Below are 16,326 nucleotides of genomic sequence, written 5' to 3'. Positions count from 1 at the left end.
CAATTAATCCAGGCGCATCATTCCTGGTAAGAATTTAAAGGTTTGGGGTGAAAAGCTTTGCTCAATCATGAGGAAATTTTATCGATTTTTAAAAAAACCGGCGCCATGCTTACCGGTCATTTTGTGTTAACCTCCGGGCGTCATAGCGATCGTTATTTCCAGTGCGCCCGGGTACTCGAATACCCCCGGTACTGCGAATTGTTATGCAGGGAGCTTGTCCGTAAATGGGGAGATGGGGAACTTGCAGGCGTGGAAACCGTTATTGGCCCTGCCCTTGGTGGCATACTGGTATCCTATGAAGTAGCCCGGGTTCTGGGGGCGAGAAGCCTGTTTACTGAAAGGGAGAACGGGATAATGACGCTGCGCAGGGGGTTTACCCTGTCACCCGGGGAACGGGTGCTGGTGGTGGAGGATGTAATTACTACTGGGGGTTCGGTACGGGAAGTGATTGCCGTAGCCAGGGAGGCCGGCGCACAGGTGGCCGGGGTTGCCGTACTTGTCGACCGCAGTAATGGGAATGCAAATCTGGATGTACCCCTTCGAGCTCTGTTGACCATTCCGGTGGTTACCTATAGCCCGGAGGAATGTCCTCTTTGCCGTGAAGGTATTCCGGCGGTCAAGCCCGGGAGCCGCCACCTCTCCGGCGCTGGCGGAACTCCGAAGGGGTAACTCCTTCACGTTTCTTAAAAACTGCGGTGAAGTAGCTGTTATTATTAAATCCCACTGCACTGGCAATCTGGTCGATGGTTTTATCTTCGGCCAGCAGCAGGGCCTTGGCCTCGTTTACCCGGACCTGGGTAAGATAATCTATAAAACTCTGGCCCGTTCGCTGTTTGAACAGACGGCTTAAATAGGCCGGGCTTAAATGAACCTGATTGGCCACCTGGGAAAGGCTGATGGGCTTGTTATAATTGTTATGGATTAGCTCCTTCACCTGGCGGATGATGTTCTGGTCTGTACTGGATGCCTGTTCCTGCAGCCAGTGGATATATGTATGGATAACGTTTTCCACCCAGCGGTACAGGTCGCCGGGGGAGTTAAGAAGGGTAATCTGCCGGGCAAGTTCGTTTTGCTGAGATGAAAGGTTTACCTTGCCTTCCCCCGGTTTCAAGAGAGCCTGACCGGCCATAATTAAAAACTCAAAGGCAAAAGTTGCTATTTGCCGGGGAGTGGGGTGCTTTATTTCGCTTAAAAATGTATTTACCAGATCATAACCTATTTGGATTGCTGCTTCCCGGTCCAGGAGTTTGATGGCGCTCACAAGTGTAGTGGCCTGTGAATACAGAGGAGGTGCGGTGTAGAGTATTCCCTCTATGTCCGAAGCTTTTTGAGCCAGCTGGGATGTAATTTTTTCCAGGCAGGTGAAAAGTTCTTCCGGTTGTACGGGTTTTAAAAGGTAATCGGCCACTTTGTTCTTAATAGCTTGCTGGGAGTAGGAGAACTCCCCGTAGGTGGTAATTATAATTACCTCTACGGTGGGGTTTTTTTCTTTAATGAGCCGGGTGGCCGTAAGGCCATCCATTCCAGGCATTTTAATATCCATAAGAATAATTTCAGGCTGAATAATCTCGGCCAGTTTCACTGCTTCCCTGCCGTTTGCTGCTTCACCAACCACGGTTACGGGCAGGCCCGTATTTTCCACCAGGTGACGCAAAAATGCACGTTCCAACTCTTCGTCTTCGGCTAACAGGATTTTATACACGAAACCTTCCTCCTGCACGTTAAAGAGAATCAGCTTGCTTCAGTTGTTATTTTGGGCAGGTAAAAGGGTAGTTTTAAAGATACCTTTGTCCATCCCGGGCGGCTAGCGAGATTAATCCCGTACTGGGGACCGAAGTAAAGTTTTATTCTTTCGTTTACATTTTGAAGGCCGATTCCCCGCGTCACATCCGGTTTCAACTGGTTTTGATCATTGAATTGAGCCAGTATTTGGGGAGGGATGCCCACACCATCATCGATAACGCTGAGCTGGCAGATCCCACCCTCCATTTCTCCGGTTATAATCAGGTGCCCCGGTCCTTCTTTGGGTTCCAGCCCGTGAATACAGGCATTTTCCACCAGTGGTTGCAGGCTTAAAAATGGTACCGCTAATTCCAAATGCTCCTCCCGTATTGGGGAGACTTTCCAAACACGGCATTCCCTACGTCGGTATACTGGTTTCCTCGGCTTTCCTTCTAGTGGGTGTGATTTTAAATTATCTGGTACCGGCCAAAGTCTTCATTTACATTACCAGTGTGGCCACCGTTGGTGCCCTATATATTTGGGGAATTATCCTGGTGGCAGAAATGAAATTCCGTCAATCACTATCACCGGAGGAATTGGCCAGGGTAACATACCGCACCCCCCTGTGGCCCTATGCCTCCTGGGCGGCGCTGGCCTTCCTGGCTTTCGTACTGGTTCTCATGGCCTTTGATTCGGGTACCCGTATAGCCCTGTATGTGGGTCCAGTCTGGTTCATATTGGTCATAGCATCTTATTATATTTTCGGTATGCACAGGCGCAACCAGGAGGGTAGCGAAGCGTTACAATTTACTCCGGCCAATGCCAGAAGATGAGTTTAAACGGACAGGTTAAAAAGGCAAATTTACAACAAGGTTGGGCAAAAAAACGTCAAGGTTATACGGTTAACTGCAAGAAGAATATTTAGGGAGGACCTTCAGAGCAGGTCAAAATCGGCGACATTTACAGGGAGGTAGACGGAATGATAGTTGGTGTACCTAAAGAAATTAAGGATAACGAGAACAGGGTTGGTATTACTCCCTCTGGTGTGCAGGCTCTGGTTCAGGCGGGGCACCAGGTGGTCATTGAGGCCGGTGCAGGTCTGGGCAGCGGTATTACAGATGAAGAATACGTAGCTGCCGGGGCACGCATGCTGCCCACCAGGGAAGATGTTTATGAGCAGGCCGATATGATTATGAAGGTTAAAGAACCCCTTCCGGCGGAATATGATTTATTCAAAGAAGGCCAAATTCTTTTTACTTACCTGCACCTGGCTCCCGAACCGGAACTGACAAAAGCTTTACTGGCCAGAAAAGTTACAGGCATTGCCTATGAAACCATTCAAACCAACCGGGGAACTTTGCCATTGCTTATGCCTATGAGCGAAGTAGCCGGTCGTATGTCCGTTCAAATTGGGGCCCAGTTCTTAGAGAAACATTACGGTGGCCGGGGAGTGCTCCTTGGGGGGGTTCCCGGTGTACCTCCAGCTAAAGTGGTTATTATCGGCGGCGGTACAGTGGGTACCAATGCAGCAAAAATTGCCGTGGGTATGGGGGCAGATGTAACTATTATTGATAAAAACGTGGAGCGTTTGCAGTACCTCGATGATATTTTTGGCTCCCGCATTAAAACCCTTGTATCCAGCAGCTATAATATTATGGAAGCCGTAAAAGATGCCGATCTGGTCATTGGGGCAGTGCTCATTCCTGGAGCCAAAGCTCCCAAACTGGTTACAGAAGAAATGGTTAAAGCCATGCAACCCGGTTCTGTTATTGTGGACGTAGCCATAGATCAGGGCGGCTGTGTGGAAACCGCTGACCGGGTGAGCACCCACTCCAACCCGACTTACGTCAAACACGGAGTTATTCATTATGCTGTGGCCAACATTCCCGGTGCCGTTGCCCGGACATCTACTTATGCCCTAACCAATGTCACTATACCTTACGCTTTAGAGCTGGCCAATAAGGGCGTGGCCCGGGCCGTTAAAGAGGACATTGCGCTGGCCAGGGGCGTTAACGTAATTGACGGTAAGGTAACATACAAGGCTGTTGCCGAAGCCCTGAATTTAGAATACACTCCTCTGCATGAATTGATGGATGTGCCGGTAGATTTAATGCGTATTGCTTGATGCCGTACTTGTATGTCGTAGTCCGAAGCAGTAAAATGATAATAGCGGGCCTCTCTTCCGAGAGGCCTCCTGTGTTATAACAGCCAATTTTTTAATAACTTTATGTGTAGTTATATACAAACAAACATAAAGGGGTCCTTTAAATGAAAGCTGGAAGTTATGACAACGTTCGCCCTGTTTGGGCCGAGGTGAATTTGGGAGCTATAGCTCATAACATACGGGAAATCCGGAAATTGATCCAACCCGGGACGAAACTGATGGCCGTGGTCAAGGCGGATGCCTACGGTCACGGGGCCATACCCGTAGCCCGGGTAGCTCTGGCCAGTGGTGCCCAGTACCTGGCCGTGGCTATCCTTGATGAAGCCCTGGCTCTTCGCCGGGAAGGTATAACTGCCCCTATTTTAATCCTGGGCTATACCCCTCCGGAACAGGCCTGCATATTAGTGGAGTATGATTTGACCCAAACCGTATTTTCCCTGGAGGTTGCCCGGGCCATTTCTGCCGCCGCCGAAACAGCGGGGAAAATTGTTCGAGTGCATATAAAGGTGGATACGGGGATGGGCCGTATAGGTGTCTTCCCCGATGAAGCGCCGGAGTTTGCAGAAGCTATTTCCCGGCTGCCGGGCATTTTTATTGAAGGGGTCTATACACACATGGCCTGCGCCGATGAACGGGACAAAACCTACACCTACTGGCAGTTCAGGCGCTTTAAAGAGGCACTGGCCGGTATTGAAGCCCGGGGGTTAACCATACCGCTTAAGCATGTGGCAAACAGTGCCACCACCCTGGATTTACCGGAAATGCATCTGGATATGGTACGGACGGGTATTATTATGTACGGCCTGTGGCCTTCTTCAGAGGTAAGGCGGGTGATCGATTTAAAGCCGGCCATGCAATTGAAGGCACGGGTAGCATATATTAAACGGGTGCCGGCCGGTACATCTATCAGCTACGGCCGCAAGTTTACCACCACCAGCCCCTCGATTATTGCCACTCTCCCCCTTGGCTATGCCGATGGCTGGTCCCGCCTGCTGTCCAATAAAGCCGAAGTATTAATTCATGGACAGAGGGCACCGCTGGTAGGTCGGGTGTGCATGGACCAGTGTATGGTGGACGTAACCCGGGTTCCGGGGGTGCAGCCGGGGGACGAGGTCGTTCTCTTCGGAGTGCAGGGGGAGCAGTTTTTGCCCGTTGAGGAAGTGGCTTCCCATATAGGCACAATTAATTATGAAATGGTATGTATGATTAGTAAGCGGGTACCGCGTATTTATCTTAATGCTTGATACTGATACGGGCCGGGTTAAACCCGGCCCAATTTGCAGTTTTGCAGGCGACGGTTATCCGGGAACTGCTTCCCAGGAGCAAGGTAATTCTGGTTGACTTGAGGAAAGGGTTGCTATATATTATTTGTTAACCAAATATTTACCTATGGTTAACGATAGGGGGGATAGAATTTTGCGGTTGTCGGTAAAAGAAATGGTTCTGGTGTCCATGTTTGCCGCTCTGACGGCAGTGGGAGCTTTCATTAAGATTCCCATTCCTTATGTGCCCTTTACCCTGCAGTTTCTCTTTGTCCTTTTTGCCGGGCTTTTGTTGGACAAGCGGCTGGCTTTTTTGAGCCAGGTAACCTATCTTGCCCTGGGATTGGCCGGACTGCCCATTTTTGCCCAGGGTGGCGGCCCGGCCTACGTGCTACAGCCCACCTTTGGTTACCTGGTGGGATTTGCCCTGGGCGCTTACGTTATCGGGGCGGTTGTAGAAAGGGTAAGGGAAAAGGGTATACCCGGTTATTTTTTGGCCAGTATGGCCGGGCTCGTGGTGGTTTACGTCCTGGGAGTGATCCACCTGTACATAATTTTAAATTACGTGGTGCAAAAACCCTTCACCCTGGCCCAGGCGGTATGGTTTGGAGCCATTGTCTGTGCACCGGGGGATCTGTTTTTATCCCTGGTAGCCTCCCTGGTTGGCGGCAGGGTATATAAGACACTACAATCCGTCAATCCAGTCCACCGGGAGGTGTTTTAATGGGCAGGGGATATCTGGTTACCGGTACTGATACCGGTGTGGGCAAGACAGTGATCACCGTCGCCCTGGTGGGGGTCTGGCGTCGCCGTGGAATTGATGCCGTAGCCATAAAACCGGTGCAGAGCGGGGCAATTGAGGCCAACGGGCGGTTAGTCCCCGAGGATGTAATTTTTTACCGTCATGTGGCCGGCCTGCCCCAATCCATAGATGAGCTGAACCTTTATCGTTTTATCCCTGCTGTTTCCCCTCACCTGGCCGCAAAGCTTTCAGGGGAAAGAGTTGAACCATCACGGGTGGTGGATTTTTGCCAGGAAGTACTTCAACGCTACGAGCTGGTCCTGGTAGAGGGGGCCGGGGGGTTGTGTGTGCCCCTTTCCGGTCCCGACTTTACCGTGGCCGACCTGGCCCGGGAGCTTTCCCTGCCCCTGCTGGTGGTGGCCCGCTCCGGGCTGGGCAGCATCAACCATACCGTGCTGACCGTAGCCTATGCTCAAAACAGAGGTCTTCCCGTGGCCGGAATAATTATTAACGGCCTAAAAGCGGGGGAGGCGGGTCCTGCGGAAAAGGACAACCCGGGGATTATTGCAGCTATGACCGGCGTGCCCGTGCTGGGAATAGTACCCTACCTGCCGGGGGTCAGTGTGGAAAAAGGGAGCGCTGACGGGCTGGTAGAGGCAGTGAAAAACACTGTATCCTGGGAAAAATTGGTTATCGGAATTTGAAGGTGCATCACTACGAGATAGACGTACTTACTCCCCTTATGACAGTTTCAGTCAGTTTGAGGAAACGTTACCGCTTAAATGGGTGAGTGGGCCCAGCACTCACCAGGGTTACTGGCTATTTTTGAACTCTATTTGTCATTTAAACTTGTAACACCGGGAGTATAGTCATATTTTGGTGAGTGCTGTAGTAGCCAACTGAGCAATATCCAATCTATTTATTTTTCCGGAGGTGCTCGATTTGAATAAATATGATCCCGCCCTTTTGGAACAGTGGGATAAGGAGTACGTCTGGCATCCTTTTACCCAGATGCAGCAGTATACCCGGGAAAAACCTTTAATCATTGCCCGGGGCGAGGGGAGCTATCTTATTGATGTAGAGGGAAACCGCTACCTGGATGGAGTTTCGTCCCTCTGGGTGACCGTACACGGCCACTGTCATTCCGCATTAAACCGGGCCATCAAAGAACAGCTGGATAAAATAGCTCATTCTACCCTGCTGGGTTTGGCCAACATTCCCTCGATCCTTCTGGCCAAAAAGCTGGTGGAGATTACTCCTCCGGGGCTCAATAAAGTTTTTTACTCCGACGCCGGGGCCACCGCCGTGGAGATTGCCTTAAAAATGGCTTTCCAATACTGGCAGCAAAAAGAAGGGGGGCGCTTCCGCAACAAGACGAAGTTCATCTCCCTGGTGGAAGCCTACCACGGGGACACCATTGGATCGGTCAGCGTGGGCGGCATATCCCTTTTTCACGGTATCTTTAAGCCCCTGCTTTTTGAATGCCTGCATGCTCCCGCTCCCTATTGCTACCGCTGTCCGCTGGAAAAAGAAAGAGAAAATTGCGGGATGGCCTGTGCGGACCGGCTGGAGGAGTTGTTAAAAGAGCACCACCAGGAGGTTGCCGCCGTGATCATCGAACCCCTGGTTCAGGGGGCCGCCGGGATGATCACCGCACCGGACGGTTTCCTTCGCCGGGTGCGGGAACTATGCACCAGGTATAACGTTCTGCTGATTGCCGATGAGGTGGCGGTGGGTTTCGGCCGGACAGGTCGACTCTTTGCCTGTGAACACGAAGGGGTTTCTCCCGATTTAATGTGCCTGGCCAAGGGTATTACCGGGGGCTATCTTCCCCTTGCTGCCACCCTGACTACCGATGAGGTTTACAGCGCCTTTCTGGGTAAACCGGAGGAAGGCAAGACCTTTTATCATGGCCATACCTACACGGGCAATCCCCTGGCCTGTGCCGCAGCCCTGGCCAGCATTGAGTTATTTGAAAAGGAAAATTTGCTGGCCGCCCTGCAACCTAAAATAGAACTGCTGCACCGCAAGCTGGATAGTTTCTGGGAGTTGCCCCATGTGGGGGACATCCGCCAGCGGGGTATGATGGTGGGTATTGAGCTGGTAGCGGATAAAAGAACCAAACAACCTTACCCTATGGAGGAGCAAGTGGGCCACCGGGTGATCCTGGAGGCCCGCCAGCGGGGGCTGGTTATCCGTCCCCTGGATAATGTGATCGTACTCATGCCTGTACTGACCATGTCGGAAGAGGAGTTAAACCAGGTCCTGGAGATCACTTATGAATCCATAGCCGTGGTCACGGGTAAGTAAAAGGTCACCTAACCCCATTTCGTTGTGAGACCACCCATTGTGAAGGTAACGTGCACCACTCGATAACAAGGGCAAAGTTCGTCCCACCCCTAAAAAAGCGGTTGTACCCTATGCCTGGATAATTAGTTGAAAATCTTTTGGGGGGTTTTAGCTTATGTGGCAGGAGATAAAAAGCAAGGTCCTGGAAGGGGAGGGCTTAACCCGGGAAGAAGCCTTCGCCCTGGCCGGCTGGCTGCCGGAGAAACTGGGGGAGCTGCTGGACCTGTCCCGGCAGGTGCGCCAGCGCTTCGGGGGCCGGGAAGTGGAGCTCTGTTCCATCATTAATGCCCGGTCTGGCCTTTGCAGTGAAGACTGCCGTTTTTGCGCCCAGTCCTCCCGCTACCGGACCGGGGCGAGAACCTATCCCTTGATTGGGGCGGAGGAGGCCCTGGAAAAGGCCCGGCGCATGGAAGCCGCCGGGGCGCGGCGTTTTGCCCTGGTGACCAGCGGCCGGGGCATTGGAGAGCAGGATTTTGAGCGGGTGCTGGACATTTACCGGGTGCTCCGGGCCGAAACCCGCCTGGAACTCTGCGCTTCCCTGGGGATCATTGATGGGGAGAAGGCCCGGCGTTTAAGGGAAGCAGGGGTAACCACCTACCATCACAATCTGGAGACCAGCCGCAGTTATTTCCCTCACGTCTGCACCACCCATACCTTTGAGGAGAGGGTGATCACCATCCGGACCGCCCAGGCCGCCGGGTTAAGGGTTTGTTCCGGCGGGATCATCGGCATGGGGGAAGTTCTAGCCGACCGTTTGGAAATGGTCCTGGAACTGCGGAAACTGGGGGTAACATCAGTTCCGGTAAACATTTTAAATCCCATTCCCGGCACGCCCCTGGCCGGACAGAAGTCCCTGCCGGTAGAGGAGATCTTCAAAACCCTGGCCCTTTTCCGCCTGATTATGCCCCGGGCCGTTTTACGCCTGTGCGGGGGGAGGGAGCCCGGTTTGGGGGAAAAGCAGCAAAAAGCCCTGGAAATGGCCATTAACGGGCTGATGATCGGCAACTATCTCACCACCCGGGGCAATGAAGTACAAGAGGACCTGAACATGATAGCCGCTGCGGGTTTAAGGCTGGCTGCCGGGGGCTGATCCTAAGAAAGGTGTAATTCCGGCGGTTACGCCTTGAGCCTTTCTACCAGTTCCTGATCGGGATCAACGGTAAGGGTGCGCTGTCCGGTGTAGATAACGTAACCGGGACGTGCTCCCCGGGGTTTGTGTACGTTTCTGCGCAGGGTATAATCAACCGGCACGTTTTGCGATTCCCTGGCCCGGCTGAAGTAAGCGGCCAGGGAGGCAGCTTCGACCAGGGTGGTTTGGGGAACGGGTCGTCCACCAGTCCGGATGAGCACGTGGGAACCGGGAATGTTCCTGGTGTGCAGCCAGATATCATCGTCTTTGGCCAGGCGCAGGGTGAGATAATCGTTTTGCTTGTTGTTCCGTCCAACTAAAATGGTAAAACCATCGGTGGAAGTAAAAACAAGGGGCCGGGGTTTTCCCGGTTCCTTTTTCTTTTCCCTGTTTGACGGTTTAAGGTAACCCTGCTCCTCCAGTTCCTCTCTTATCTCCACCAGTTCCGATACGGCTGTGGCCAGGATTATGGACGTTTCCACATTTTTTAGATATTCCAGTTCCCTGCGGGTTTGTTCGATCCGGTTGCTGGTTTCCTCTCTGGTTTGTTTGGCCTTGGTATATTTTTTAAAATAGGCCTGGGCATTTTGTAACGGGCTCAAGCTGGGATCGAGAGGGATGGTTATCATCTTTTTAGATGGATCGTAGAAATTTTCCAGGGTTACCTCGTTAACACCCTTTTCCAGGCGGTACAGGTTGGCCATAAGCAGTTCCCCGGAGATTCTATATTCCTCTGCCTGTTCGGCTTTGGCCAGAGTTTCTTCCTGCAGGGAAAGCTTATGGGATAGGCGGCCCATCTCCCGCCGCACAACGGCGAGCAGGGATTGTTTTTTGCTTTTGTAATTCTGCTCCTCTTCTCTGGCGGTATAAAAAAGATCCACCAGTGCATTCATATTCCCCTGCTGGCGGGTGAAAGCGTGAAAATGGGTTAAATCAAAGGCGGCAAAATCCTTCGGCCTGCCCTGTTCGTCCAAAACCAGGGAAGGCTGGAACTCTCCCCGGGCAATAGCACCGGCCAGTTGTTTAATTGTCCGCCACAGGGCTACCAGTTCATATTCCCCGCAGTGATCCAGAATAAGGTCCTCTGCCAACCCGGCCCGGTAAAGTATCTCTTTGGCCATCACCTGGCTGATACCATCCAGGATGCGCTGTAAAATACTGGCTACAGGGGTTTCCAGTGGGGCTTCAAGCAACATCTGGCGGAATTCCTCTTCTTTCAATTCCAGAGGATTGAGTTTATGCTGTTCCGGAGGAGGTATGTATAACCGTCCGGGTAAAACTTCCCGGTGGCGGCTCACGGCATAAGTATAGCGTTTAATGGCGTCAATAATTTGTGCTCCCACGGGATTAACCAAAATGATGTTACTGTGCCGTCCCATAATTTCACAGATAAGTTCTTTTATGCAGGGCTCCCCCAGGTCGTCGTGGGTTTGGACCTGAAAAACCAGAACCCGGTCAAGCCCCCGCTGGTGGATTCCCCGGATGCGGCCTCCCTCCAGGTGCTTGCGCAGGACCATGCAAAATACCGGTGGAGAGGGTGGATTTTCCTTTGCCCGCCCGGTCAAATGTACCCGGGCGTTTTCCGGATGAGCGGAAAGCAACAGGCGTGCCCGGGTTCCCGGGCGGTGAATGAGCAGATGTACCTCCAGGGGAGAGGGCTGGTATATTTTATCAATACGTCCCCCGAGCAGCTCGCCATCCAGTTCCTTCTGTATTGCTGCCAGCACCAGTCCGTCAAAGGGCATAAGGAAATTCCTTCTTTCCCAGTCCTCAAGGGCATTTTAATCAGGGATAAAATGCTAAAGCCGGTTCATAAACACTTGTTAACAGTATATCACTCCGGCCGGTGCAGTGCAAGGCTGTGGCAGAACCGGGACACGGTGAACAGGAGTACCGCTTGCCAAATTGCCTGGTGCGCAGGCTTCATATGTGAAAGAGTGTGGCCACCCTTTATATCCCGGGGTTATTTTTGCCGGTATCCAGGCATAAGCTTAAGTTGGGACAAACTGTAAATGTAGGGGTGAGGGCCAATGCCGGAACAATGGTACTCCTTAACTGGTGAAGAAGTAGCGGCAGTGCTTAAAACAAACCCGCACCGGGGTCTTGACGAGCGGGAAGCCAGGGATAGGATCAGTCGTTTTGGGCCAAATGAACTGACCAGGCAACCCCCGGTACCTTTATGGCGAATATTCATGGAGCAATTTAAGGATTTTATGGTCTTAATTTTGCTGGGAGCTACTGTTATTTCCGGGTTTTTAGGAGAATTCCTGGATGCTGCAACAATTATTATCATTGTAATTATTAATGCCATTTTAGGATGTATACAAGAATACCGGGCAGAGCGCTCCATGGAAGCTTTAAAGCAGCTTACCGCGCCCGAAGCCAGGGTGGTTAGGGAAGGCAATGAGAAAAAGATTCCCGCTGCAACTCTGGTACCCGGTGATGTGGTGCTGCTCGAAGCGGGCGATCGGGTACCGGCAGACCTGCGTTTAATACAGGCGGTAAACCTGGAAATAGAGGAATCCGCTCTAACAGGTGAGTCCCTTCCTGTGAAGAAGAGGGTAGAACCCATTCTGGAAAAGGTTACTCCCGGTGATGCCCGTAATATGGCCTATCAGGGAACAGTGGTAACCCGGGGACGGGGCAGGGGAATTGTGGTGGCCACAGGAATGGCCACCGAAATGGGCCGTATAGCCGGGTTAATTCAAGAGGCTGGTGGTGAAGAGACTCCCCTGCAACGCCGTTTGGCCCAGTTGGGCCGGTGGCTGGTGGCTTTTTGCCTGCTGATTTGTGCTCTGGTGGTGGCGGTGGGCATTTATCGCGGTGAGCCGGCTGGCCAGATGTTCCTGGCGGGGGTTAGCCTGGCTGTGGCGGCTATTCCTGAGGGGTTACCTGCTATTGTCACAATGGCCCTGGCCATCGGAGTACAGCGCATGATCCGGCGCCGGGCCATAATCCGTAAACTTCCGGCCGTGGAGACCCTGGGTTGTGCTACAGTAATCTGTTCCGATAAAACCGGAACCCTAACGCAAAATGAAATGACGGTACGCCGGGCAATTATAGGGCAATTTCCCGTTGAATTTACGGGAGAAGGTTATGATCCCAAGGGGGAGGTGGTTACTACCCTTTCCCCCCGTTCTGAAGAATTTCAATTATTTTTTAAGATTGCTGCTCTGTGCAATAATGCCCTGCTTACCCGCAGCGGGGTAACAATAGGGGGGATGTTTCGTAATCTGGCTCGCCGGGAGTCACCTGTATGGTCCATTAATGGTGATCCCACCGAAGGGGCATTGCTGGTTATGGCGGCTAAAGCAGGGTTCTGGCGGGAAGAACTGGAGCGTTACGAACAAAGAGTGATGGAGATTCCTTTTGATTCCGAGCGCAAGCGTATGTCTGTGGTTTATAGGCATAACGACGGTACCCTGGCTGCCTATGTCAAGGGAGCTCCCGATGTTATACTCGAGTTATGCACTCACCATTACCATCACGGTCGAATAATTCCTTTAACTCCTCACCAGAGGAAGGAAATCCTGCGTCAAAATGCCAGCATGGCTTCTGGTGCCTTGCGTGTTCTGGCCCTGGCCTGGCGCAGGTTGGGTCCAAAATCTCCTGAAGAGCTAACAGAGGTAGAAGTAGAACAAAATCTGGTTTTTGTAGGCCTTGCGGGTATGATCGATCCGCCCCGGCCGGCTGCGTTAAGCGCCGTACAGCGTTGTCGCCGGGCCGGAATTAAAGTGGTAATGATTACCGGGGATCATCTCCTTACTGCAGCGGCTGTGGCCAGGGAAATGGGGATACTGGGAGGACAGAGACGTATTATAACTGGACAAGAACTGGATCAGCTGGATGATGATCAATTAAGAAAGGTAGCCGGGGAAGTAACCGTATACGCCCGGGTTTCACCCCGTCATAAACTGCGCATTGTTCGGGCATTGAAAGAAGCGGGACACATAGTAGCCATGACCGGAGATGGGATTAATGATGCCCCGGCAATTAAAGAGGCAGATATCGGTATCGCCATGGGCATAACGGGTACGGACGTTACCAAAGAAGCTTCTTCCATGGTTCTGGCCGATGATAATTTTACCACCATCGTGGCGGCCATAGAGGAAGGGCGGGGTATTTATGATAATATCCGCAAGTTTATTCGATATCTCCTTTCCTGCAATGTGGGAGAGGTACTGGTTATGTTTTTCGCTGTGCTGGCCGGGCTTCCTCTACCCCTTTTACCCATTCAAATTTTGTGGATGAACCTGGTTACTGACGGTTTGCCGGCCCTGGCTTTAGGGGTGGATCCGCCGGATGCCGATATTATGTACCGTTTGCCCCGTCACCCCCGTGAGAGCATTTTTGCTCACGGTCTGGCCTGGCGTATCCTGGGTAGCGGATTAACCATTGGTATGTGTACCTTGCTGGTCTTTGCCGGTGTTCATATTTTCAGTCAGGGCTGCCTGGAGCTTGCTCGAACCATGGCTTTTAATACTCTGGTGTTTTCCCAGTTGTTTTTTGTCTTTACCTGTCGTTCGGAAAAGCATACCATTTGGGAAATAGGGTTATTCTCCAATCCTCATTTGCTCATGGCCGTTCTCTGTTCTATATCTTTACAGCTGGCGGTTACCTATGTTCCTTATTTACAGCCGGTATTTCATACTGTGCCTCTAAATCTAACACACTGGTTACTAATAATTTTGATCTCCCTGGCTCCACCTTTATTGAATACCTTCTACAGGCACCTGCAGTTGCGGGCCAGGGAAAAAGTTATGTATATTAAAGTATAGGACCAAAATTTTAATCTTTTGCAGGAAAACCACTATATAAGGCGAAGTAATAATTTTGTCCTTTTAAGGTTGGTACCGCCTCCAGGAACAGAAGATGGGTGTTATACCACTAATAAGGAGGGCTTTTCTGCTTGGAATTTTTTAAAATGCATGGCCTGGGTAACGACTTTATTCTGATGGACCTGACTAAACAGGAATGGCCGGAGGGAAGAAATTTACCGGAATATGCCCGGCGCCTATGTCATCGCCACCGGGGCATTGGAGCTGACGGGCTGGTGCTAATCCGTCCCAGCCCCAATGCCGATGTTTTTATGCAAATCATCAATTCGGATGGCACTGAGGCAGAAATGTGTGGTAACGCCATCCGTTGCGTGGCTAAATATCTCTATGAGCGGGGCGGGATTGAAAAGGAAGTGATGCATATTGAAACCAGGGCTGGAGTAATGATTCCCCGCCTGGTGGTGGAAGAGGGTCGGGTGGCAGCAGTGCAGGTAAACATGGGTACTCCCCGTTTGGAAAGGGAGGAAATACCCATGATTGGCCCGGGGGGGATGGTGATCAATGAACCCCTGGTTCTTGAAGGACAGACCTTTTATATAACTGCCGTTTCTATGGGTAATCCCCACTGTGTGCTTTTTGTACCCGATGTAGAACAGGTAGACCTGTACGGTTTGGGGCCCAAACTGGAAAATTACCCCTCTTTCCCTCGAAAAACTAACGTCGAATTTGTGCAGGTCTTAAGCAGGAATGAGGTTAAGGTAAGGGTTTGGGAGCGGGGTGCCGGGCCTACCCTGGCCTGCGGTACAGGGGCCTGTGCCACTGTGGTGGCAGGTGTGCTGAACAACCTGACGGGTCGTAAGGTCATGGTTCACCTTCCGGGAGGAATCCTGGACATTGAATGGGGAGAAGATGGGCATCTTTTTATGACCGGACCGGCAGAGGAAGTTTTTTGCGGTCATATTCCCTGTATTTAGAAAAAAGGAGGTATCAATTTTGCGGTTTGAACAAGCACAACGCCTGAAAAATTTATCTCCCTATCTCTTTGCCCGTGTGGAACGGTTGATTGAGGAAAAAAAAGCTGCCGGTGTAGATATAATAAGCCTGGGGATAGGCGATCCTGACCAACCTACTCCCGATCATATTATTGAGGAACTGGTTAAAGAGGCCCGTAATCCGGCCAATCACCAGTATCCATCATCCGTCGGGATGCTCTGCTACCGGCAAGCGGTTGCTAGCTGGTATGCCAGGCGGTTCGGGGTACAATTGAATCCTGAGACCGAAGTGGTTGCCCTTATCGGTTCCAAGGAAGGTATTGCTCATATTTCCTGGTGCTACTTGAACCCCGGGGATACGGTGCTGGTACCAGACCCGGGTTATCCTGTTTATGCTGGAGGAGCTATTCTGGCCGGGGCAGTTCCCTATTACATGCCATTAAAGGCTGAGCGGGGATATCTCCCCGATCTGGCTTCTATCCCCACAGAAGTGGCCCGCCGGGCGAAAATGATATTTATCAATTATCCCAACAACCCCACAGGTGCAGTGGCTGACGAAGCATTCTTTGCGGAAGTGGTTGCTTTTGCCCGGGAATTTAACGTGCTGGTTTGTCACGATGCTGCTTACACGGAAATAGCTTTCGATGGTTACCGTGCGCCCAGCTTTTTACAGGTTCCCGGTGCCAAAGAGGTGGGTATTGAGTTTGGCTCTGTTTCCAAACCTTTTAATATGACTGGCTGGCGGATAGGTTGGGCTGCAGGTTGTCCTGAGGTTATCGAGGCACTGGGTCGCCTTAAATCCAACCTGGATTCCGGGCAATTTCAGGCCATCCAGTATGCTGCTATGGCAGGATTAAATGGTTCGCAGGAAGTTATCAACCGGGTAAACGAACTTTACCGTGAGCGCAGGGATATCCTGGTGGAAGGTTTGAATTCTCTGGGCTGGAAACTGGAAAAACCAAAAGCAACTTTTTATATCTGGGCTCCTGTTCCCACCGGGTATACCAGCGAATCTTTTGCGGAGCTGGTACTGGAAAGAACCGGGGTGGTAATAACGCCAGGTACCGGTTATGGTGCCAACGGGGAAGGTTATTTCCGGATATCTCTAACTGTAGATACCGCCCGCTTAAGGGAAGCGGTAGAACGGTTAAAGAGTAATCTCGGACCGGTCAAATTCTAAACTACTGC

General features: G+C 51.7%; 14 protein-coding genes. 11 read left to right on the top strand and 3 right to left on the bottom strand.

Going from position 1 to position 16,326, the window contains the following annotated elements; translation table 11 throughout:
• Positions 1-57 precede the first annotated feature (57 nt).
• The gene (gene pyrE / locus BUB44_RS02080) at positions 58-669 is read left to right on the top strand and encodes an orotate phosphoribosyltransferase (protein WP_027356508.1); all 612 of its coding nucleotides are present in this window, start codon (positions 58-60) and stop codon (positions 667-669) included.
• Here the strand turns inward: pyrE and BUB44_RS02075 are convergent.
• Positions 617-1,702: a response regulator transcription factor gene (locus tag BUB44_RS02075; RefSeq protein WP_073162832.1), complete on the bottom strand. Its 1,086-nt coding sequence runs from the start codon at positions 1,700-1,702 to the stop codon at positions 617-619. The genes pyrE and BUB44_RS02075 overlap by 53 nt on opposite strands.
• A 29-nt stretch (positions 1,703-1,731) precedes the next feature.
• On the bottom strand, positions 1,732-2,097 hold the full coding sequence (locus BUB44_RS02070) for a sensor histidine kinase (RefSeq protein ID WP_073162830.1): 366 nt from the start codon (positions 2,095-2,097) through the stop codon (positions 1,732-1,734).
• Here BUB44_RS02070 and BUB44_RS02065 point away from each other — a divergent pair.
• The 7 genes from BUB44_RS02065 to bioB all read left to right on the top strand — a co-directional run bounded on the left by BUB44_RS02065 (position 2,079) and on the right by bioB (position 9,329).
• Positions 2,079-2,555 (top strand): amino acid permease, encoded by a 477-nt coding sequence (locus BUB44_RS02065; RefSeq protein WP_083543037.1) that lies wholly within the window; start codon positions 2,079-2,081, stop codon positions 2,553-2,555. The two genes, BUB44_RS02070 and BUB44_RS02065, sit on opposite strands and share 19 nt — an antisense overlap.
• Before the next feature lie 146 nt (positions 2,556-2,701).
• The gene (gene ald / locus BUB44_RS02060) at positions 2,702-3,847 is read left to right on the top strand and encodes an alanine dehydrogenase (RefSeq protein ID WP_073162827.1); all 1,146 of its coding nucleotides are present in this window, start codon (positions 2,702-2,704) and stop codon (positions 3,845-3,847) included.
• 143 nt (positions 3,848-3,990) lie between these two features.
• A complete protein-coding gene (alr, locus tag BUB44_RS02055; RefSeq protein WP_073162825.1) occupies positions 3,991-5,130 on the top strand; it encodes an alanine racemase in 1,140 nt (379 codons plus the stop codon).
• A gap of 172 nt (positions 5,131-5,302) precedes the next feature.
• The gene (locus BUB44_RS02050; protein WP_083543036.1) at positions 5,303-5,872 is read left to right on the top strand and encodes a biotin transporter BioY; all 570 of its coding nucleotides are present in this window, start codon (positions 5,303-5,305) and stop codon (positions 5,870-5,872) included.
• Positions 5,872-6,594 carry a dethiobiotin synthase gene (gene bioD / locus BUB44_RS02045; RefSeq protein WP_073162823.1) on the top strand — a complete coding sequence of 241 codons (723 nt, stop codon included), beginning with the start codon at positions 5,872-5,874 and terminating at the stop codon, positions 6,592-6,594. The genes BUB44_RS02050 and bioD overlap by 1 nt, the downstream gene beginning before the upstream one ends.
• 238 nt (positions 6,595-6,832) lie before the next feature.
• Positions 6,833-8,200, top strand: coding sequence for an adenosylmethionine--8-amino-7-oxononanoate transaminase (bioA, locus tag BUB44_RS02040; protein ID WP_073162822.1), 1,368 nt, complete (start codon positions 6,833-6,835; stop codon positions 8,198-8,200).
• Between the two features lie 154 nt (positions 8,201-8,354).
• Positions 8,355-9,329, top strand: a complete 975-nt coding sequence (gene bioB, locus BUB44_RS02035; RefSeq protein ID WP_073162820.1) for a biotin synthase BioB — start codon at positions 8,355-8,357, stop codon at positions 9,327-9,329.
• A 26-nt stretch (positions 9,330-9,355) separates the two neighbouring features.
• On the opposite strand, the gene BUB44_RS02030 is transcribed toward bioB, so the two are convergent.
• A complete protein-coding gene (locus BUB44_RS02030; protein ID WP_073162818.1) occupies positions 9,356-11,113 on the bottom strand; it encodes an Rqc2 family fibronectin-binding protein in 1,758 nt (585 codons plus the stop codon).
• 285 nt (positions 11,114-11,398) lie between these two features.
• On the opposite strand from BUB44_RS02030, the gene BUB44_RS02025 reads away from it, so the two are divergent.
• The 3 genes from BUB44_RS02025 to BUB44_RS02015 all read left to right on the top strand — a co-directional run bounded on the left by BUB44_RS02025 (position 11,399) and on the right by BUB44_RS02015 (position 16,318).
• Positions 11,399-14,146, top strand: coding sequence for a calcium-transporting P-type ATPase, PMR1-type (locus BUB44_RS02025; protein ID WP_073162817.1), 2,748 nt, complete (start codon positions 11,399-11,401; stop codon positions 14,144-14,146).
• Between the two features lie 131 nt (positions 14,147-14,277).
• Positions 14,278-15,120, top strand: a complete 843-nt coding sequence (dapF, locus tag BUB44_RS02020; RefSeq protein WP_073162815.1) for a diaminopimelate epimerase — start codon at positions 14,278-14,280, stop codon at positions 15,118-15,120.
• A 19-nt stretch (positions 15,121-15,139) separates the two neighbouring features.
• Positions 15,140-16,318, top strand: coding sequence for an LL-diaminopimelate aminotransferase (locus BUB44_RS02015; protein WP_073162812.1), 1,179 nt, complete (start codon positions 15,140-15,142; stop codon positions 16,316-16,318).
• Positions 16,319-16,326: the final 8 nt, after the last annotated feature.

The sequence above is a fragment of the Desulfofundulus australicus DSM 11792 genome (assembly GCF_900129285.1).
In the GTDB taxonomy this organism is placed as follows: Bacteria; Bacillota; Desulfotomaculia; order Desulfotomaculales; family Desulfovirgulaceae; genus Desulfofundulus; species Desulfofundulus australicus.
This window is presented reverse-complemented; position numbering and strand designations above follow the sequence as displayed.